The sequence below is a fragment of the Streptomyces sp. 5K101 genome (genome assembly GCF_046506645.1).
Lineage (GTDB): Bacteria > Actinomycetota > Actinomycetes > Streptomycetales > Streptomycetaceae > Streptomyces.
Genome location: NZ_JBKFFO010000002.1, coordinates 69,477 through 89,745, shown reverse-complemented (window position 1 = coordinate 89,745; position 20,269 = coordinate 69,477). Strand labels below are relative to the sequence as shown.

The 20,269-nt window shown below is 70.3% G+C and carries 17 protein-coding genes; 7 read left to right on the top strand and 10 right to left on the bottom strand.

Annotated elements, in window-relative coordinates; all coding sequences use genetic code 11:
- Positions 1-12 precede the first annotated feature (12 nt).
- Entirely contained in the window at positions 13-1,608 is a 1,596-nt protein-coding gene (locus ACLB9X_RS03375; protein WP_410358688.1) for an FAD-dependent oxidoreductase, read from the bottom strand.
- A gap of 83 nt (positions 1,609-1,691) precedes the next feature.
- Complete coding sequence (locus tag ACLB9X_RS03370) at positions 1,692-2,744, bottom strand: LacI family DNA-binding transcriptional regulator (RefSeq protein WP_410358687.1); 1,053 nt, start codon at positions 2,742-2,744, stop codon at positions 1,692-1,694.
- Positions 2,745-3,380: 636 nt separating this feature from the next.
- On the opposite strand from ACLB9X_RS03370, the gene ctaD reads away from it, so the two are divergent.
- Together ctaD and ACLB9X_RS03360 are read left to right on the top strand one after the other, a co-directional pair.
- Positions 3,381-5,135, top strand: coding sequence for a cytochrome c oxidase subunit I (ctaD, locus tag ACLB9X_RS03365; protein ID WP_410358686.1), 1,755 nt, complete (start codon positions 3,381-3,383; stop codon positions 5,133-5,135).
- Complete coding sequence (locus tag ACLB9X_RS03360) at positions 5,132-5,494, top strand: hypothetical protein (RefSeq protein WP_410358685.1); 363 nt, start codon at positions 5,132-5,134, stop codon at positions 5,492-5,494. The genes ctaD and ACLB9X_RS03360 overlap by 4 nt, the downstream gene beginning before the upstream one ends.
- An 18-nt stretch (positions 5,495-5,512) precedes the next feature.
- On the opposite strand, the gene ACLB9X_RS03355 is transcribed toward ACLB9X_RS03360, so the two are convergent.
- The 3 genes from ACLB9X_RS03355 to katG form a co-directional block, all read right to left on the bottom strand.
- Positions 5,513-6,589 carry a lactonase family protein gene (locus ACLB9X_RS03355; protein WP_410358684.1) on the bottom strand — a complete coding sequence of 359 codons (1,077 nt, stop codon included), beginning with the start codon at positions 6,587-6,589 and terminating at the stop codon, positions 5,513-5,515.
- 162 nt (positions 6,590-6,751) lie between these two features.
- Complete coding sequence (locus ACLB9X_RS03350; RefSeq protein ID WP_410358683.1) at positions 6,752-7,330, bottom strand: Dps family protein; 579 nt, start codon at positions 7,328-7,330, stop codon at positions 6,752-6,754.
- A 224-nt stretch (positions 7,331-7,554) separates the two neighbouring features.
- Positions 7,555-9,771: a catalase/peroxidase HPI gene (gene katG / locus ACLB9X_RS03345; RefSeq protein ID WP_410358682.1), complete on the bottom strand. Its 2,217-nt coding sequence runs from the start codon at positions 9,769-9,771 to the stop codon at positions 7,555-7,557.
- A 426-nt stretch (positions 9,772-10,197) separates the two neighbouring features.
- On the opposite strand from katG, the gene ACLB9X_RS03340 reads away from it, so the two are divergent.
- Positions 10,198-10,608, top strand: a complete 411-nt coding sequence (locus ACLB9X_RS03340; protein ID WP_410358681.1) for a Fur family transcriptional regulator — start codon at positions 10,198-10,200, stop codon at positions 10,606-10,608.
- 70 nt (positions 10,609-10,678) lie between these two features.
- On the opposite strand, the gene ACLB9X_RS03335 is transcribed toward ACLB9X_RS03340, so the two are convergent.
- The 3 genes from ACLB9X_RS03335 to ACLB9X_RS03325 form a co-directional block, all read right to left on the bottom strand.
- The gene (locus tag ACLB9X_RS03335; protein ID WP_410358680.1) at positions 10,679-11,254 is read right to left on the bottom strand and encodes a GNAT family N-acetyltransferase; all 576 of its coding nucleotides are present in this window, start codon (positions 11,252-11,254) and stop codon (positions 10,679-10,681) included.
- A gap of 122 nt (positions 11,255-11,376) precedes the next feature.
- Positions 11,377-11,988 (bottom strand): GNAT family N-acetyltransferase, encoded by a 612-nt coding sequence (locus ACLB9X_RS03330; protein ID WP_410358679.1) that lies wholly within the window; start codon positions 11,986-11,988, stop codon positions 11,377-11,379.
- A 390-nt stretch (positions 11,989-12,378) separates the two neighbouring features.
- A complete protein-coding gene (locus ACLB9X_RS03325; RefSeq protein WP_410358678.1) occupies positions 12,379-12,801 on the bottom strand; it encodes an acyl-CoA thioesterase in 423 nt (140 codons plus the stop codon).
- Between the two features lie 212 nt (positions 12,802-13,013).
- On the opposite strand from ACLB9X_RS03325, the gene ACLB9X_RS03320 reads away from it, so the two are divergent.
- The gene (locus ACLB9X_RS03320) at positions 13,014-14,000 is read left to right on the top strand and encodes an aldo/keto reductase (protein WP_410358677.1); all 987 of its coding nucleotides are present in this window, start codon (positions 13,014-13,016) and stop codon (positions 13,998-14,000) included.
- Between the two features lie 139 nt (positions 14,001-14,139).
- On the opposite strand, the gene ACLB9X_RS03315 is transcribed toward ACLB9X_RS03320, so the two are convergent.
- Positions 14,140-14,880: a VOC family protein gene (locus tag ACLB9X_RS03315; protein WP_410358676.1), complete on the bottom strand. Its 741-nt coding sequence runs from the start codon at positions 14,878-14,880 to the stop codon at positions 14,140-14,142.
- A 96-nt stretch (positions 14,881-14,976) separates the two neighbouring features.
- On the opposite strand from ACLB9X_RS03315, the gene argG reads away from it, so the two are divergent.
- From argG to ACLB9X_RS03300, 3 genes are all read left to right on the top strand, one after another.
- On the top strand, positions 14,977-16,422 hold the full coding sequence (gene argG / locus ACLB9X_RS03310; protein ID WP_410358675.1) for an argininosuccinate synthase: 1,446 nt from the start codon (positions 14,977-14,979) through the stop codon (positions 16,420-16,422).
- A gap of 321 nt (positions 16,423-16,743) precedes the next feature.
- Positions 16,744-18,576 (top strand): gamma-glutamyltransferase, encoded by a 1,833-nt coding sequence (ggt, locus tag ACLB9X_RS03305; RefSeq protein ID WP_410359131.1) that lies wholly within the window; start codon positions 16,744-16,746, stop codon positions 18,574-18,576.
- A gap of 98 nt (positions 18,577-18,674) precedes the next feature.
- On the top strand, positions 18,675-19,010 hold the full coding sequence (locus tag ACLB9X_RS03300; protein ID WP_410358674.1) for a hypothetical protein: 336 nt from the start codon (positions 18,675-18,677) through the stop codon (positions 19,008-19,010).
- 64 nt (positions 19,011-19,074) lie between these two features.
- Here the strand turns inward: ACLB9X_RS03300 and ACLB9X_RS03295 are convergent, their stop codons facing one another.
- On the bottom strand, positions 19,075-20,142 hold the full coding sequence (locus ACLB9X_RS03295) for a TIGR03571 family LLM class oxidoreductase (protein ID WP_410358673.1): 1,068 nt from the start codon (positions 20,140-20,142) through the stop codon (positions 19,075-19,077).
- Positions 20,143-20,269 lie beyond the last annotated feature (127 nt).

Here is a 20,269-nt window from a genome sequence, read left to right as displayed (position 1 = left end):
GCGGTTCGCGGTTCAGTAGGCGGCTATCTCGGGCCAGCGCAGCTCGACGCCTTGGTCCGTGAGGCGCTTTTGGAAGTCGGCCAGCAGATCCGGTGTGCCCCGCACGGAGCGGGGGGAGGTGCCGCGCTCCAGGCAGAACGCGGCCAGAGCGCCGGCCGCCTCGCCGACGTTCCACTCGACGGGGTGCAGTCGGTAGCAGCCGTTGGTGATGTGGGTGGTGCCGATGTTCTTGCCGGCGGGGAGCAGGTTCTCCATCCGCTCGGGCAGCAGCGCGCCGAGCGGTATCCGGAACGGGCAGGACGCCACGTCGAGGTAGTGGTCGCCGCCGGTGGACGGGTGCAGATCGATGCGGTACATGCCGATGCCCACCGAGTCCGGGTACTCCACCGCACCGGCGTCGCCCCGCACCGCGAGGGACAGGTCCTGTTCCACGACGGTGCGTTCGGCCCGGATGCGCCGCGACTCGCGGATGTACGGAGCCTGCGCCAGACCGTCCGCCGACCCCATGACGTCACCGCGCAGCCGCAGCCCGGGGAAGCCGGTGCCGCCGTCGGGCCGCGGAGCCTCCGTCTGCAGCCAGTACAGGAACGAGTAGGACAACTCCCTAGCCGCTGTGAGGTGTTCGGTGGCGTCGGGCACGTCGAAGACCGGACCGGGCAGATAGTCGATCATCGGCCAGTTGACCAGCGTGATGTCGCTCTCGTAGGCGCCGTCGGTGAAGTTGCGCCGTGCCGCGATGCGCCGGAAGGTCCACAGGTTGCCGTCCCCGGGGCTGAGGCGCTGGTCCGCGACGACGGCCAGCGGGTCGTCGTCCGGGTTAGGTGTGAACTGCCGCTCGACGATCTCCTTCGTCCTCGGATGAGGAGCGTTCAGGGAGAACAACGGGCCGCCCCAGAAGTCCGGCTGGTACGTGCGCCAGAAGCCGTACCGGGCCGGCTTGTCGATGGTGTGGTCGCCGTCCACGTGGTCAAGCGCGAAACACACCGACGCGGCCTGCATGTTGAGCGGCTGCGCCACGTCCGGGGCGCTCGGCTCGCCGGTCTCCGACTGCGCCTCGAAGCCAGTGACGTACTCGGTCCCCGTGAGCGGCAGCAGCTCGCCCGTCTCGGTGGCGTCGAGGACGTACGGCGCGCTGACGGTGATCTCGCCGCCCCCGTCCCGGTGAGCCACCGTCACGGCGCCGACCCGGTCTCCGTCGGTCTCGGCGGACACCGGGCGGTAGGGCTGCAGCACGCGCAGCCGTCCGCTGCCCCGGTACGGCGCGAGCATCGCCTCCAGGACCGCAACGGCCACGCGCGGCTCGTGACAGAGCCGGCTGACGTGCCCGGCACCGGGGTTGAGATGACGCCACGCCCGGGACCGTTCGGTGAGCGGGAAGTGCCGGCGGTAGTAGTGGCGGATCCCGTCCCGCAGGGCCCGGTAGCTCGCGGTGGCACCGAACTGCTCGACCCAGCTGTTCTCGTCCGGTGGCACGGCCTGGCTCGTGAGCTGGCCGCCCAGCCAGTCGAACTCTTCGGTCAGCACCACCTTGCGGCCGGCGCGGAGCGCGGCCAGCGCCGCTGCCACTCCGCCGAGCCCGCCGCCGATGACGAGGACGTCCGCCTCCATGCATGCTCCTTCCACCGTTGTGTCCCAGCTCTGTCGAGCCGGATGACTCACGGCTCGCTCGATCGGCCCGGCGCGCGGCCGGTTCAGGGGGTGCGGGGCGGCGCCAGGGTGGCACCGGCGACGAGTTCGCAGGGGAGGAGCCGCTGGGTCGTGGCCTCGGCCCCTTCGAGGAGTCCGGTCAGCAGCGCGACGGCCTGCCGGCCCATTTCCTCCCGCGGGATGCGGAATCCCGTGAAGTCGGTGTCCGTCGGCACCGGCGTCGTCGGATCGCCCAGCGTGACGACCGACAGGTCGGCCGGCACGTCCAGGCCACGGCGCTGTGCGGCCGCGACCAGGCCCACGGCGGTGGCGAAGTGCTCCACCAGGACCACCGTGGCCTCCGAGGCGAGCAACGCTGCCAGCAACTCGTCGGGCTCGCGTCCGGGGGACAGCGCGTCGAACGCGACGACGACACCGTCCTCACTCGCCGCCTCGGTGGCCCGGGCGAAGCCGGCCCGCCGGTCGGCTGAGGACTCCACGTCGGCGGGTAGCCCCACGTGCGCCAGGCGTCGATGTCCACGCGTCACTGCCAGCCGTACCAACTCGCCGACGACGCCGGCGTAGTCGGCTCCCACGTACGGCACCGGACCACCGGCGTCGTCGCGCCGGCCGACCGTCACGAACGGGTACGCGTCGGCGACCATCCGCGTGAGGTCGTCGCGGTCGAGCGACCGGCCGAGCAGCAGGCAGCCGTCCGCGACCCGCAGCCGGTTGTCGCCTCCGAAGATGCGCCGCCGTCCACCGGTCACCGAAGCACTCGTGAGCAGGAGCAGATCACAGCCGACCCGCTCGGCGGCCTCCTCGATGCCGACCAGGAATGGGTGGTAGAAGTCGTTGGTGTCGCTGGGGAACACCGCTTCGTACGTGAAGACGCCGAGGATCCGGTTGTGCTTCGCGGCCAGCCGCCTGGCCACGGGATCGGGCACGTAGCCGTACTCCTGGATCACCCGCAGCACGCGCTCACGGGTCTCCTGAGGGATGCGAATGTCCGCGTCGGCACGGCCGTTGAGCACCAGGGAGACGGTCGGCTGACTGACCCCGGCCAGTCGGGCGATGTCCCGCTGCGTTATCCGTCGCGCTGGGCGACCATTCGTCACGTACGCCTCCGATAATTCGGATTATCTCCCCGTCGGAGTCAGTGTCAGGGCCGTGTTTCGGGCACGTCAACCCTCGTGACGCTTGATAATGCGAATTATCAACTCACCTTGCGTGTCTGTGCACTTCACGGCCGTGAGACACCGCTCCCTGGCCGTCGCCCGGCCAGTCGTCCGAGGCCCGCAACCGCGTGTCACCGCCCGTTCCCGCGATGCTCGCCCGAGTGAAGCGTGCGGCAGCTGCGACGGCCCGGCCCGACGCGAGGGTCCGGACGGGTACCTCCGGCCGCCTGTCCACCCACAGCGGGCGCGCCGACGCACCCTCGCAATCCAACGGCACGGTGGCTCGTACGAGCCACTCCGGCGGAGGCGCCGGCGCGGCGCCCGTGTCGTCGGCACGGTGGGCGACGTCCACAACCGACCCGAAAGAGTGAATCCGGGCCGTGTGGTCATGGACCTGCAGCCGCCGCTGTTCCAGGAAATCGCGGGGCCGGAAAGTGCAATACGGCAACCGCAGCGGAGGTGTCACCCCGGCAGCCGGTACCGGGAGTCGTTATGTTGCCCCCATAACCGTTATGAGGGCAGCACGCTCGATGCTGCTCGCCGTCCGCCGTGGTTGACCTGACGAGTGGAGTTCGTGTGACCCTGAACAGGGCGACGCTGTCCGAGGACGAGGATGCGTACCAGAACGAGCTGCCGTTGCACCGCAGGCAGCCTGGCAATGTCGTCATCAAGTGGCTGACCACCACCGACCACAAGACCATCGGCACGCTCTATCTGTCGACGTCCTTCTTGTTCTTTCTGATCGGTGGCCTGATGGCGCTTCTCATGCGCGCCGAGCTGGCCCGTCCCGGCACGCAGATCATGTCGAACGAGCAGTTCAACCAGGCGTTCACGATGCACGGCACGATCATGCTGCTGATGTTCGCGACGCCGCTGTTCGCCGGATTCGCGAACTGGATCATGCCGCTGCAGATCGGCGCGCCCGATGTGGCGTTCCCGCGGCTGAACATGTTCGCGTACTGGCTGTACCTCTTCGGCTCGCTGATCGCGGTGGCCGGCTTCCTCACCCCGCAGGGTGCGGCGGACTTCGGCTGGTTCGCCTATTCGCCACTCAACAGCAGCGAACGCTCCCCGGGCGTCGGGGCCGACTTGTGGATCATGGGTCTGGCCTTCTCCGGCTTCGGCACGATCCTCGGCTCGGTCAACTTCATCACCACGATCATCTGCATGCGCGCGCCCGGCATGACGATGTTCCGCATGCCGATCTTCACCTGGAACGTGCTGCTGACCGGTGTGCTGGTCCTGCTCGCCTTCCCCGTCCTGGCGGCGGCGCTGTTCGCCCTGGAGGCGGACCGCAAATTCGGCGCGCACGTATTCGACGCCGACAACGGCGGAGCCCTGCTGTGGCAGCACCTCTTCTGGTTCTTCGGCCACCCGGAGGTGTACATCATCGCCCTGCCGTTCTTCGGCATCGTGACGGAAGTCATCCCGGTCTTCGCCCGCAAGCCGATCTTCGGCTACATCGGTCTGGTCGGCGCGACGATTGCGATCGCCGGTCTGTCCGTGACGGTGTGGGCGCACCACATGTACGTCACCGGCGGCGTACTGCTGCCCTTCTTCGCCTTCATGACGTTCCTCATCGCGGTCCCTACCGGTGTGAAGTTCTTCAACTGGATCGGCACGATGTGGAAGGGGGCGCTGTCCTTCGAGACGCCGATGCTCTGGTCGATCGGCTTCCTGGTCACCTTCCTTTTCGGCGGTCTGACGGGAATCATTCTCGCTTCCCCGCCGATGGACTTCCACGTCTCCGACTCGTACTTCGTCGTCGCGCACTTCCACTACGTCGTCTTCGGCACCGTGGTCTTCGCGATGTTCGCCGGATTCCACTTCTGGTGGCCGAAGTTCACGGGCAAGATGCTGGACGAGCGGCTCGGCAAGATCACGTTCTGGACGCTGTTCATCGGCTTCCACGGAACGTTTCTGGTGCAGCACTGGCTGGGCGCCGAGGGCATGCCGCGCCGTTATCCGGACTACCTTTCCTTCGACGGCTTCACCGCGCTGAACACCGTTTCGACGATCAGCTCGTTCCTGCTCGGGCTGTCGATGCTGCCCTTCATGTACAACGTCTGGAAGACATCGAAGTACGGCAAGCAGATCGAGGTGGACGACCCCTGGGGCTTCGGCCGTTCGCTGGAGTGGGCCACGTCCTGCCCGCCGCCCCGGCACAACTTCCTCACGCTGCCGCGCATCCGCAGCGAATCTCCTGCGTTCGACCTGCACCACCCCGGAATCTCGCAGGTGGACCTCATGGAGAGTGCGGGCCGCCGGGACGTCGTCGAACCCGGGAGAGGCATCGCTCCGCCGCTCGGTGGCGACAAGGGCGACAAGTGACCCGGCCCGCGCAGAAGCCGGAGCGGGAGGCCGCCGCCGGTATCGCGGAGCTGGAGGGCTATCTGCTCGCCCAGAGCCGTCTGTACGAAGCCCGCGTCGAGGCGGAGGCGTTCGCGGACCGGTTGCCGTGGCTCACGACCAGCCAGCGCGAGGAGGTCGTCCGCCTCTTCGCGGAAGACCGGATCGCGCTGTCCCGGCGCGCGCTGGCGGCCCTGGTGTCCCGGGCCGGCGAACTGCGCCAGGAGTACTCGCAGCGCTACGACTTTCTCAGGCAACGCATGCTGTGCGGCGGCCTCGCGGCGCTCCTGGGCCTCGTGGCTCTGTTGCTGTTCACCTACTGCATCGTTGTGCGGACATGACGGTCGCCCGCCTGCGGGTCAGGAGAAGACCACGCAGGCGGCCGCCGGCACCGGCACCGCACCGGCGCGGCGCAGTCGCCCGCTCTGCGCGTCCACGTCGAACCAGGTGACGTCCCCGGACCACTCGTTGGCGACGTAGAGTCTGCGCCCCGAGGGGTCGGGCACCAGATCACGCGGCCAGCTGCCACCGCTCGCCACGCAGTCGGTGATCCTGGGCTTGTCCGCCCCGTCGGCCAGCGAGAGGGTGACGAGTGTGTTGCTGCCCCGCACCGCCGCCCAGAGGAAGCGCCCGTCGGACGCCACACAGACGACCGAGGGATACGCCCGTACGCCGTCCGGAAGGTCATCGGAGAGGATCGGCACCTCGGAGAGCGGTTCGAGGCGGCCGGACGCGGGATCCCAGCGGCACACGGTCAGCTGTGGTTCCAGTTCGTGCAGTACGTAGACCGTCTCGCCGTCCGAGTGGAATACGAGATGACGGGGCCCCGACCCGGCGCGCAGCGCGGTCTCGGTATGGCCCCGCAGCTCCCCGGTGGCGTGGTCCGGTGCCCAGACCCGTACCGAATCGGTGCCCAGGTCGACACTGAGCACCCACGGACCGCTGGGGTCGGCCAGCACCTGATGGGCGTGCGGCCCCGCCTGCCTCTCGGGGTCGGGACCGGAGCCGTGGTGCGCGAAGACGGAGGCGGTCCCCGCCAGGCTGCCGTCGGGTGCCACCGGCAGGCTGCTGACGCTGCCCGAGGTGTAGTTGGCGGTCAGCACGCGATCCCCGGTCACACTGAGATGAGTGGGACCCGACGCGCCCACCTCGACCACCGGCCCGAGCGGGGTCAGACCTTCGGGGCCGGGGCGGAAGGCACCCACCGCGCCCTGGTCCGCCTCGCTCACCGCGTAGAGCACTCGGCCGTCGGGGGAGAGCGTGAGCCACGACGGGTCGGGGAACGGCGCCGTCGCCGATCGCGGTGTCAGTGCTCCGGTCGCCGGATCCACGGCCGCGACGGTGATTCCATGGCCGCCGCCCGAGGTGAAGGAACCGATGTACGCACGGAGCTCGGCGCCCGCGTGCGCTGTGTTGCCCTGCTGCCTGTCGCTCACAAGATGCCCTCTTCGCCGTCCTCGACCGGCCGGGATGTGCGTGATCGGCGGTCACGCCGGTCACCACGCCGTTCGCGCCACCGCACGCCCCGGCCCGCAAGCGCACGGTGTCGTTGCCCCTTCGCGCAGCCGCCTGCCTGCCAGGCTTCGCCGACTCGTAGGTCAGGGCTGGCTCTGCGCCTGTGCGGCGGCCGCGCTCGCGGCGTCCTTCTCGGTGGTCGCGCCCGCGGTGCTGAGCTTGCCGCCGCTGGATTCCAGGTGAGCGCGGACGAACCACTGGAACAGTTCGAGACTCCGCAGTTGTTCGATGAGCATGTCCTGTGTGACGGGATCGGTCTCCTCCGTGGCCCGCATGGCCTCGCGGTGGTCCTTGATGACGGAGGTGTAGACGAGATCGAGAGCGCCCAGGTGCTCGATGGCTTCGCCGCGGCCGATGGAGTAGTCGTTCCAGTCGCGGTCGGCGACCAGGGCACCCGGTGTTCCCTTCGGCTCGCCGCCCAGGGTGGAGATGCGCTCGGCCAGGTCGTCGGTCATGGCGCGGACCTGCTCCACCTGCGGGTCGAGCATCTCGTGCACCGCGATGAAGTGGGGCCCGACCACGTTCCAGTGGATGTGCTTGAGCGTCAGGTGGACATCGTTCAGCGAGTGCAGGCGCATCTGCAGCAGCCCGATGATGTCGCTGCTGGTCTCCCGGCTGATACCGGGGACGGTGTACGACGGTTCGGAAGGCTGTGACGGCATGGTGTGCTCCCCTGTCGGCGGCTTGTCGGCCCTTCAGGCAAGCACCCGAGCCGTCGATTGCCGGGGCAGGGGGAGGCCAGTGGCGTGGTTTTTCACCGGTCCGGTCGACCGCGGCCGCCGGCAGCGCCTCGACCCGTGGACGCCTGCTCACCCCGCGACGGCCCTCGCCGATGGGGACGCCCAGGGCGGCCGGCGCGTGGGCCGGCCGCCCTGGACGTGAGGCATCAGACGAGGTCGAACCGGTCCAGGTTCATCACCTTGTCCCACGCCGCGACGAAGTCCTTGACGAACTTCTCCTTCGCGTCGTCACTCGCGTAGACCTCCGCGAGCGCACGCAGCTCGGAGTTCGAGCCGAAGACGAGGTCGGCACGGGTACCGGTCCACTTGACCTCGCCCGTGGCCGCGTCGCGGCCCTCGAAGGTGCTCTGGTCCTCGGACGTCGCCTTCCAGGTCGTTCCCAGGTCGAGCAGGTTGACGAAGAAGTCGTTGGTCAGCGACCCGGGCGTCGTGGTGAAGACACCGAGCTGCGACTGCTGGTGGTTGGCTCCCAGAACGCGCAGGCCACCGACGAGCACCGTCATCTCCGGCGCGCTCAGGGTGAGCAGGTTCGCCCGGTCGACCAGCAGGTACTCGGCCTGCAGGCGATTGCCCTTGCCGAGGTAGTTGCGGAACCCGTCGGCCGTCGGCTCGAGCGCGGCGAACGACTCCACGTCGGTGTGCTCCTCGGTCGCGTCCACGCGGCCCGGGGTGAAGGGCACCTCGATGGCGTGACCGGCGTCCTTGGCGGCCTTCTCCACGGCCGCGGCGCCGCCGAGCACGATCAGGTCGGCCATCGAGACCTTCTTGGCACCGGAGTTGAACTCCTGCTGGATGCCCTCGAGGGTGCGCAGGACGGTCGCGAGCTGGTCGGGGTCGTTGACCTCCCACCCGCGCTGCGGCTCGAGACGGATGCGGGCACCGTTGGCGCCGCCGCGCTTGTCGCTGCCCCGGAAGGTCGAGGCCGACGCCCACGCGGTGGTGACCAGCTGCGAGACGGTCAGGCCCGAGTCGAGGAGCTTGGCCTTGAGGGCCGCGATGTCCGCGGCGTCGACGGCCTCGCCCTCGGCCTCCGGCAGCGGGTCCTGCCACAGCAGGGTCTCCTCCGGGACCTCCGCGCCGAGGTAGAGCGACTTCGGGCCCATGTCACGGTGGGTCAGCTTGTACCAGGCGCGGGCGAAGGCGTCCGCGAACTGGTCGGGGTTCTCGTAGAAGCGCCGGGAGATCTGCTCGTAGACCGGGTCGAAGCGCAGCGAGAGGTCGGTGGTGAGCATCGTCGGGCGGTGCTTCTTCGACGGGTCGTGCGCGTCGGGGATGATCTCCGGGGCGTCCTTCGCCACCCACTGGTGGGCGCCGGCCGGGCTCTTGGTGAGTTCGTACTCGTGCTCGAAGAGGTTCTTGAAGAACCCGTTGCTCCACTGGATCGGGGTCGCGGTCCAGGTCACCTCCAGACCGGAGGTGATGGTGTCCGCGCCCTTGCCGGTGCCGAAGGTGTTCCTCCAGCCCAGGCCCTGCTCCTCCATCGACGCGGCCTCGGGGTCGGCGCCGACGTGGTCCGCCGGGCCCGCACCGTGGGTCTTGCCGAAGGTGTGACCGCCCGCGATCAGGGCCACCGTCTCCTCGTCGTTCATCGCCATCCGGCGGAACGTCTCACGGATGTCGCGGGCCGCGGCGATCGGGTCCGGATTGCCGTTGGGGCCCTCCGGGTTGACGTAGATGAGGCCCATCTGGACCGCACCGAGCGGGTTCTCCAGCTCCCGGTCGCCGGTGTAGCGCTCGTCGCCGAGCCACGTCGACTCCGGGCCCCAGTAGACGTCCTCCTCGGACTCCCAGACGTCCTCACGGCCGCCGGCGAAGCCGAAGGTCTCGAAGCCCATGGACTCCAGGGCGACGTTCCCCGCGAGGATCATGAGGTCGGCCCACGAGAGGTTCTTGCCGTACTTCTTCTTCACCGGCCACAGCAGGCGGCGGGCCTTGTCGAGGTTCCCGTTGTCCGGCCAGCTGTTGAGCGGCGCGAAGCGCTGCTGGCCGGCCCCGGCGCCGCCGCGGCCGTCGCTGATCCGGTAGGTGCCCGCGCTGTGCCACGCCATGCGGATCATGAGGGGGCCGTAGTGGCCGAAGTCGGCGGGCCACCAGTCCTGCGAGGTCGTCAGTACCTCGGCGATGTCCCGCTTCACGGCCGGGAGGTCGAGGCTCTTGAACGCCTCGGCGTAGTCGAACTCCTCACCCATGGGGTTGGCCACGGCGGGGTTCTTGGCGAGGATCTTCAGGTTGAGCCGCTCCGACCACCACTGGCGGTTGCCGCCGCCCTGGGTCGGGTGCGGGGCGCGCCCGTGCGCGACCGGGCAGCCACCTCCCCCTTCCGTCTTCGCGTCGGTGACGATTGCGTCAGGGTTCTCAGCCATGGGAATCCTTCCGGACTATGCGGATCACGGTGCTCAGGAATTGCATGAGGTGGAACGGTCGTGGCACAGGCCCCGGTGGACGGCCTCGCACGCAGCGCTTCAGCGCGGCGCCGGAAGGAAGTGACAAGGGATCACCTGCTCCTGAGGGAATCGCCCGCGACGCCGAGACGGCTCCGGCCGGTCACGACCAGCGCGACGGGTGGTGGCCATTCCCGCGCAGGCGGGGGACACGCTGCCAGGTGATGGTCCCGTCATGTCTGTGTCTCCTGCCGTACCGGGGGCTCCTGGCCCTTGGCTCTCGCCGGAACCGATCCTACAATGGACAGAATCCAGGTCAAGAAGCCTGCCGATCCCGTATCTCATCGGAACACGGACATGTACCAGTGAACTTGAGGTATCCCACCGAGCCTGAACAGGTGAACCGACATGAGTGACCTGCTGGAGCGACTGCGAGGGCGTGGCTGGCGGGTGACCTCCCAGCGGCGAGTCGTGGCGGAGGTGCTCGACGGCGATCATGTGCACCTCACGGCCGACGAGGTGCACGCCCGCGCGGTGCAGCGGCTGCCCGAGATCTCCCGGGCGACCGTCTACAACACCTTGGGCGAGCTGGTGTCCCTCGGCGAGGTCATCGAGGTCTCCACCGACGGCCGGGCCAAGCGCTACGACCCCAACGCCCACCGCCCGCACCAACACCTGGTGTGCTCCGGCTGCGGCACCATCCGCGATGTCCACCCGGCCGGCGATCCGCTGGCCGCTCTTCCGGCGGGGGAGCGGTTCGGCTTCGCGGTCTCCGATGTCGAGGTCACCTACCGGGGGCTGTGTCCGGCCTGCGCCTGAGGCGTCGTCATCCGCCGCTGGAGCACGCCGCCTGCTCCAGGAGTTCACCAGGCCGACCTGCGCCACGACTTCAGGGCAGCCGGGCCGTGCCGGCGAGGGGCGATCGGGGACGGTTCAGTCGCCAGATCACGTCGGTGCCGCTGTCCCCGGGAGCCACGGGCGACGCCACCTGCTCGCGCCGGACCTCGGTGAAGCCCAGGCGCCTGGGGACGGCCCCGCTGGCCGTGTTGGCCAGGTCGTGCACGATTTCCAGGTACTCCACGTCCGGCAGCGACGCGAACGCCTCGGTGACGACGGCCGCTGCTGCGCGCGTCGCCAGGCCCCGCCCGACGGCGGCGGGGTGCAGCCAGTACCCCATGAAGCGGCCCCGTGGCTCGTCGGCGCGGTAGAGGGAGATGCTGCCGACGAGTGCGTCGTCCACCGTGATCGCGTAGTAGTACGCCTCCCCGCTCCGCCACTTCGCCTCACAGTCGGCGAGGAACTCGCGGGTGTGCCGGTGGCTGTGGCCGGCCACCCACGGCATCCACGGCCGCAGGTGGTCGAGCGATTCGTCGATCATCCGGAAAAGGGCGTCGAAGTCGCTCTCCGCCCGCCAGCGCCGCAGGACGTAGTCCTGACAGTCGATGGTCTCACTCGGCTGCACCATGGCGGCATCGTCGTCCACAACAGGGGATCACCGCAATCGGATATGGGGACGGCCAACTGCCGTGGGCGCGGGGCCTGTTGCCCCTCGCCGCGTCCCGCCCGACGATGCCGCCGTGGCGCTCCTCAGGCGGCGGTGCCCGGCGCGCGCCGCATGGACCACAACACCGGTCCGCCCCCCGGCAGTCGCGCCTCCTCGCGGACCGTGAAGCCGAAGTGCTCGTAGAAGGGGAGGTTGTCCGGTTTCGAGGACTCCAGGTAGACGGGCAGGCCCGCCGCGTCGGCCTTCGCCAGCCCCGAGCGCAGCAGGGCGGCCCCGTGTCCCTGACCCCGCGCGGCCGGGTCGGCGCCGATCACCGCCAGGTACCAGTGGGATTCGTCCGGTGCGTGCTGGGCTGCCGCCTCGACGGCGTCGCGGAACAGCGCGGCCCGGTCTCCGAGGATGTCCTGGAGTTCCTGAACGGTCTCCGCGTCGGGAACGGCCTTCTCCTGCCCCTCCGGCGGTACCCAGAAGGCGGCCGCCGCGTCGGTGCGCTCGCACACGCCGTGGCGGGCGTACTGCCGGGTGAAGATGGTGGTGAAGTAGCGGCTCAGCCCCGCGTCGCGAGAGGCGTCGTCGGGGAAGAACCAGCGCATCATCGGGTCGTCGTCGAAGGCACTTGCCAGGGTGCGGCTGACCGGTCGAGCGTGGTCGATCGTTGCCGTCTTCGGGGTGTTCGTCATCGGCATACGGGTCATTCTGCACCCCTTGGTGATCTTCGTCGGCCAGTGGGGTGGAACCCGGGCCCTCGAACGTACGGTGCGGTGCCGGGCGACCCCGGCCCCTGCCCTCTGTGGCGCAGGGGCCGAGGCCGGCCCTCCTCCCGCGTGCGCGGAGCGTACGAACGTACACTCGGTCTCATTGCCCGGCTCGGAATCACACCTGAGCCCGGAGGACATCACCAGGTCGCCGTCGTCCACGACCCGGCCGCCGACCACACGGCCGCCCTGAGCCTTGATGTCATCGTCCTTGGCGATGTGATGCGTGGTGCAGGGGCGTCGGTGATGTTGGCGGCAGACAACAACCACGTGCATACCGACGGAGGTTACGTCATCGGCTGGGCGTCACTCGGCCCGTCGACGGCGACCCTAGAGGCCGAAGACCTCCGAAGCCGCGGCGAGCGCCCGGAAGTACTCGTGCGGATGCGCCACGAGCCTGCGCTCCTTCAGGTCCATCAGGCCGCCGACCCCCGTCACCTCGGCCGCCACCGTGCCGTCAGCCCTGCGGATCGTCTGCTCGATGCGGAACGTCTTGCCCTCACCCCAGAGGAAGGCGCACGTCACGTCCACCTCGTCGCCCGCCCGCAACTCCCGCAGATAGCGCACCGTGACCTCCAGGGCCACCGGTCCCACGCCCTTGTCCAGAAGATCCGTCTGCCGGATGCCCGCCTTCTGCAACATCGACCAGCGCGCGTGCTCCGCGTACTGGAGGTAGACGGCCTGGTTCAGGTGGCCCTGGGTATCGGTCTCGTATCCGCGTACGACGACGGGCACGGAGAACGGCTCTGCCACGGTATTCCTCTCGACGACGACACTCACTGAGCGGTTGCTCATCCGAGGCAACCGCCCGGCGGCCCGCGGCATTCCTCGGGGGCCGCACAAGACCGTGCGCGCGCCCCCAGGGGGCGCGTTCATCGACCGGTGACGTCCGCACGCGGTTGACTTGGAGTGCGCTCTCATACCTAGCGTCGTGGGCAGACGATTCGAGCCCAGGAGGCAGCAGCATGACCGACGTCCCCACCCGGCACCTCGGCGCACTGGCGGTTCCCGAGCAGGGGCTGGGATGCATGGGCATGAGCCACGGATACGGCGCGGCGGACGATACGGAGTCGATCGCGACACTGCACCACGCCCTCGACCTCGGGGTCACCTTCCTCGACACCTCCGACTTCTACGGCGGTGGTCACAACGAGGAGTTGATCGGACGGGCCGTCGCCGGGCGCCGCGACGAGGTGGTGTTGGCCACGAAGTTCGGCTTCGCCAACCGCCTGGGCGAGCCCACCCTCATCCGCGGTGACGCCGCGTACGTGCGGCAGGCGTGCGACGCGTCGCTGCGCCGGCTCGGGGTCGACCACATCGACCTCTACTACCAGCACCGGGTGGATCCGCAGGTGCCGATCGAGGAGACCGTCGGCGCCATGGCCGAGCTGGTGCAGGCGGGGAAGGTACGCCACCTGGGTCTGTCCGAGGCCGGCGCGCGCACCATCCGGCGGGCGCACGCGGTGCACCCGATCGCCGCGCTGCAGAGCGAGTGGTCGCTGTGGACCCGCGACCTGGAGGCGGAGATCGCCCCGGTCTGCCGCGAACTGGGCATCGGCCTGGTCCCGTTCTCCCCGCTGGGGCGCGGCTTCCTCACCGGCCGGTACACCTCGGTCGAGGGACTGGCGGAGACCGACGTGCGGCGCAGCCAGCCCCGTTTCGCGGACGGCAACCTCGAACGGAACCTGGCGATCGTCGCGAGGCTGAACGAGGTGGCTGCGGCGAAGGGAGTGACCGCCGGCCGGCTCGCCCTGGCCTGGGTCCAGCACCGGGGCGACGACGTGGTGCCGATCCCCGGCACCCGGCGGCAGCGGTACCTGGAGGAGAACATCGCGGCCCTGTCCCTCGAACTGTCCGCCGAGGACCTCGCCGCCATCGAGGCCGCCGCCCCGCCCGAGCAGGTCGCGGGCACCCGCTACGACGCGACCAGCCTCACCTTCGTCAACGGCTGAGCCCACCTCGTCGCCCGCCCCCGGCACGACTCCGGCGCACCCCCACTCGCCGACCCCTGCTGCCACGAGCCGGGCCGGCGGCGGCCATGGCGCACGACGGCACAAGGCTCACGTGCCGGGATGTCGTCAAGGCTCCGCGTCACGACGGGGCGAGGACGCAGAACTCGTGGCCCTCCGGGTCGGCCAGGCAGGTCCACGGGACGTCACCCTGGCCGACGTCGAGGTCGGTGGCGCCGAGGGCCCGCAGCCGGGCCACCTCCGCCGCTCTGTCGTCACCTGGGTACGGCAGCAGGTCGAGGTGGACGCGGTCCGGCACGGTCTTCACGTCGGGCGTGCGGACGAACTCGAGATACGGGCCGACGCCCTTGGCGGAGCGCAGCACCGCTTGATCGTCGGCCACCTCGTGCAGGGTCCAGTCCATCGCCTCACCCCAGAACCGCGCCATGGCCCGCGGATCCGCACAGTCGACCACCACCGCGGCGATCGGCCCGGTGTCCCGGTAGATCTCCCGGGGCTCCAGTACGCAGAACTCGTTGCCCTCGGGGTCGGCGAGAACCGTCCACGGCACGTTGCCCTGTCCCACGTCGGCGGGCGTCGCGCCGAGAGCCTTCAGACGCGCGACCAACTCGGCCTGATGGGCCGCAGAGGTGGTGGCGAGATCGAGGTGCACACGGTTCTTCGTTGTCGTCCTGGGTTCCGGGACGGGAACGACGTCGATGCCGACGGCGACCGGGTGCGGCCAGACGAGGCCGCCGACGGGTCCGACGTAGGTGGCCACGCCGGTGCTGTAGGCACTCCAGCCGAGCGCCTCCGCCCAGAACCGGCCGACCGCCGAGGCGTCGAGAGCCTTGATGATCACGTGAACAGGTCGCAGCGCCATGCCGGCGATCCTATGCACCCGCTCATCAAGCGGCCCGCTCGCGCGTCCGCGGGACCCGGCGTTGCATGGTCATGCGAGATCGTGCATACTCTTCCTATGTCCAAGGTTCTCACCTCCCTTCCCGCCGGCGAGCGCGTCGGCATCGCCTTCTCGGGCGGCCTCGACACCTCCGTCGCGGTCGCGTGGATGCGCGACAAGGGCGCCGTCCCGTGCACCTACACCGCCGACATCGGCCAGTACGACGAGCCCGACATCGCCTCGGTGCCCGGCCGTGCGAAGACCTACGGTGCCGAGATCGCGCGCCTCGTCGACTGCCGCGAGGCGCTCGTCGAGGAGGGGCTGGCCGCGCTCACCTGCGGGGCGTTCCACATCCGCTCCGGCGGCCGCGCCTACTTCAACACCACGCCGCTCGGCCGCGCCGTCACGGGCACCCTCCTGGTCCGCGCGATGCTCGAGGACGACGTACAGATCTGGGGCGACGGCTCGACCTTCAAGGGCAACGACATCGAGCGGTTCTACCGGTACGGCCTGCTCGCCAACCCGAACCTGCGGATCTACAAGCCCTGGCTCGACGCGGACTTCGTGACCGAGCTCGGCGGCCGCAAGGAAATGTCCGAGTGGCTTCTCGCCCACGACCTGCCCTACCGCGACAGCACCGAGAAGGCCTACTCCACCGACGCCAACATCTGGGGCGCCACCCACGAGGCCAAGACCCTGGAGCACCTGGACACCGGTGTGGAGACCGTGCAGCCGATCATGGGCGTGCGGTTCTGGGACCCCTCGGTCGAGATCGCCACCGAGGACGTGACCATCGGCTTCGAGCAGGGCCGCCCGGTGACGATCAACGGCAAGACGTTCGCCTCCGCCGTCGACCTCGTGACGGAGGCCAACGCCATCGGCGGCCGGCACGGCATGGGCATGTCGGACCAGATCGAGAACCGGATCATCGAGGCCAAGAGCCGCGGCATCTACGAGGCGCCCGGCATGGCCCTGCTGCACGCGGCGTACGAGCGCCTGGTCAACGCGATCCACAACGAGGACACCCTCGCCCAGTACCACAACGAGGGACGCCGCCTCGGCCGGCTCATGTACGAGGGCCGCTGGCTGGACCCGCAGGCGCTGATGGTGCGCGAGTCGCTGCAGCGCTGGGTCGGCGCGGCGGTCACCGGCGAGGTGACGCTGCGGCTGCGGCGCGGCGAGGACTACTCGATCCTCGACACCACGGGCCCGGCGTTCAGCTACCACCCGGACAAGCTGTCCATGGAGCGCACCGAGGACTCGGCGTTCGGCCCGGTGGACCGGATCGGCCAGCTCACCATGCGCAACCTCGACATCGCCGACTCGCGCGCCAAGCTGGAGCAGTACGCCGGGATCGGCCTGATCGGCACCGCCCACCCCGCGATCGGCGCGGCCCAGGCGGCCGCGACCGGGCTGATCGGCACCCTGACGGAGGGCGGCGCGGAGGCCATCGCCTCCCGCGGCGAGGTCTCCGCCGAGGACGAGGTGCTGGACCGCGCCGCGATGGAGTCCGGCACGGACTGACCGAGGCGTACGCCCCACTGGAAGGGCCGGCTCGACGCGAACGGCGTCGAACCGGCCCTTTCCGTAGCCCGCGAGCCTGACGCGGCTCGGCTCCTGACGCGCGCGCTCGCCCGCGAGCCTGAAGCGGCGGCCCCTGACGTGCGCTCCGGCTCCCTGGCTCGGGACCACCCCGTTCGGCTACCGGTCGGAAACCTCAGATCCCGCACAAATCTTGCCGCACGTCGTTGATGGCCCACCAGGACGCTGCCAGGGTTTCGATCATTCCCTCAACGCAGGTCACCGGAGGCTCCCTTGGCTGTCCGTCGTGCCGTTGTCGCTGTCGTGTCCGCGGCGGCGCTCGTCTTCCCCGTCCTGACCCCCACCGGCGCCGCCGGTGCTCCCGCCGCCGCGCCGGGCACCGGTGGCGCCGGTCTGCAACCGCCGGGCAAGCAGCCCGTCGCCGTCGGCAGCGGTGGTGCGGTCTCCAGCGTGAACCCGTACGCCTCGCAGGCCGGGTTCGACGTGTTGCGCCGCGGTGGCAACGCGGTCGACGCCGCGGTGGCCACCGCGGCGGCGCTCGGAGTGGTCGAGCCGTACTCGGCGGGCATCGGAGGCGGTGGATTCTTCGTCTACTACGACGCCGCGACCCGCAAGGTGCGCACCATCGACGGCCGGGAGACCGCTCCGGCCCGGATGCGTTCCGACTCCTTCGTCGACCCTGCGACCGGCAAGCCCATTCCGTTCCCCGAGGCGGTCAACTCGGGGCTGTCCGTGGGCGTTCCGGGCACCCCCGCCACCTGGCAGAAGGCGTTGAAGGACTGGGGCACGGTCTCGCTGGCATCGGCGCTGCGGCCGGCCACCCGCATCGCCGACGAAGGCTTCGTCGTCAACGAGGAGTTCCGCGCGCAGACGGCGATGAACGAGGACCGCTTCCGCGACTTCACCTCCACCGCCGACCTGTTCCTGCCGGACGGTGAACTCCCCGTGGTCGGCTCCCGCTTCCGCAACCCCGACCTCGCCAGGACCTACCGCGAGCTCGCCCGTGAGGGCGTCGGCGCGCTGTACCACGGGGACATCGGGCGCGACGTCGTGCGGACCGTCAAGAAGCCGCCGGTGGCGCCCGGGGCGGACCGCACGGTCCGCCCCGGGCTGATGGAGCGGGGTGACCTCGCCGACTACGCGACCGTACGACGCGACCCGACCCGCACCACGTACCAGGGGCTGGACGTCTACTCCATGGCGCCGTCCTCCTCCGGCGGGACGACCGTCGGCGAGGCCCTGAACATCCTCGAGAACTTCGACCTCTCGTCGGCCGACAGGGCCCAGGCGTTCCACCACTACCTGGAGGCGAGCCGGATCGCGTACGCCGACCGCAACCGCTGGGTGGGCGACCCGGCCTTCTCGGACGTGCCCACCCGGGAGCTGCTGTCCAAGGAGTTCGCCAAGGACCGCGCATGCCTCATCCGCGCCGACGCCGTGCTGACCAGCCCGCTGGCACCGGCCGACCCGCGCAGTCCCGGCTCGGGTTGCACATCGGGCACCGGCGGCGAGGAGCCTTACGAGGGGCCCTCCACCACCCACCTGGTGACCGCGGACCGCTGGGGCAACGTCGTCTCGTACACCCTGACGATCGAGCAGACCGGTGGGTCGGCCATCACCGTGCCCGGCCGGGGATTCCTGCTGAACAACGAGCTGACGGACTTCGACTTCACGCCTCTCACCGAAGGGGTGCCGGACCCGAACCTGCCGGGCCCCGGCAAGCGCCCGCGCAGCAGCATGTCGCCGACGATCGTCCTGCACGACGGCAAGCCGATGCTCGCCGTCGGCTCACCCGGCGGGGCCACCATCATCACCACGGTGCTGCAGACCCTCGTCAACCGGTTCGACCTGGGCATGGCGCTGCCGGAGGCGGTCGCCGCGCCGCGCATCTCGCAGCGGAACCGGGCGGTGACCGACGCCGAACCGGCCTTCCTCGACTCGCCCGAGCGCACGGCGCTGGAACGCCTGGGGCACCGATTCGCTGTGGCCCCGAGCACCTTCACTCCCTCTCCGGAGATCGGGGCGGTGGCGGCGTTGGAGTTCCTGCCCGACGGCAGGCTCCAGGCGGTGGCCGAGCCGACACGTCGGGGTGGCGGCTCGGCGATGGTGCTGCACCAGCACCGCGACGACCGGTGACCGTCAAGCGCCGTTGAAGGCCCAGGAGTTGAAGGATCTAGGCTGTCCCCGACCACTGCGGGCGACATGTCCGCGTCAATCGAAGGGGAGTAACAACTATGCGCGCACGCCGGATCCTCGGTGCGTCCGTGGTGTCCGCCGCCCTGGTCGGGACCACACTCATCGCCGGCAGCCCCGCCGTCGCCCGGACGAACGCGTCCGCGGCGACCTGCACGGCACTGGCCCTCGAGACCGTGGTGATCCGTAACCGCACCAGCCTCAGCGGCACGGCCCTCGCCCAGCTCAACAAGGGGGAGACCGCACCCTCGCCGTGCCAGATGTACTACGGCGGTTCGTACACCAAGTGCGGTATCACCAGCTCGCGCTGGGTCAAGGTCACCAAGCACGGCGTCACCGGTTACGTCGTCGGCACCTGCGTGAAGCAGCCCGCCTGATCCGGGCGGCCGGCCGGCTGGGCGGCGCCCCGGGCACAGCGTCCGGGGCCCCGCCTCGGCGTATTCAGGAGCCCGCGGGACTACGCGGTCGTGCGGGACTACGCCGTCGTCCGGCCTTTGCCGCGCCTGCCGGGGAGACGGGTGAGGGGAAGTCCGGGAGGACCTGTTCGGCCAGTTCGTGCAGGACCTCCTCGACCCGGCGGTCACCCGGCCGGAGGTTGAACGAGACGTGTGCGACGCCGAGGTCGCCCATCGTCTTCAGGTGCTCGCGCAGAGCGTGGCGGCCGGTGCGCAGGCCGAGGCGGATCGCGGTGGCCGGTGCGTCCGGGTCGGCGGCCAGGTCCAGCTGCATCGGGGTCAGATACGGCTTGCGGGACCAGGCGGTGAGCTCGTGCCACTCCCGGGTCTTGAGGCGGAGTGCGCCGAGAGGCCGGGGGTAGTTGAGCGAGGCGTCGGCGTTCTCGGCGATCCACTCGGAGCTCTGCTGGGCGTGACCGGCGATGGCCAGCGGAATCGTCGCGCCGACCGGCTTGGGCAGTACGTCGAGCCGCCTGTCGGCCCCCAGTCCGAGCGCGGGCAGCGCGAGCACCTGGCCGTCGGGACGGGTCGCCCAGGCGGCGCGCAGGATCTTGACGCTCTCGCGGAACGTCTCCCCGCGCGCCTGGAAGTCCTCGCCGAACAACGGGTACTCGACGGGCCGGTCCCCGCTGGCCAGGCCCAGGACGAAACGGCCTCCGGACAGCACGTCCACGGTGGCGGCCGCCTTGGCGACGAGCAGCGGCTGCCGCAGCGGCAGCACGACGGCGGCGGTGCCGAGCACGGCTCGCTCGGTGACGGCGGCGAGGTGACCGAGGTGGGTGAACGTCTCGAAGACCGAGCCGGCGTCACCGAACTGCTCAGGGTCGTAGAGGGGCACGTCGCGCACCCACAGGCCGGCGAAACCGAGCTCGTCGGCGAGGTGGGCGAGCCGGGCATGCCCACTGATGTCGGGAACGCCGAAGGGACGGCCGGCCGCACGGTCGGCGCCCAGTCGGGTGGCGCCCCAGTCGTTGTCGAGGGGGAGTTCGAGCCCGAGGGTCGGCCGGCCGTCGGGGGAGACCAGACGGTCCAGGGCTGTCGGGTTCGCGGGCATGAGAGGGACACACCTTTCGGCCGTCTGGGAGGAGGAGGGCTCACGCGGGCGGGTCGGGGGAAGCCCGCCCGCGTGAGGCATGTGCGGCCCGGCGCCACCGGGCGGCCAGGGCGTGGGGGGCGGGGAT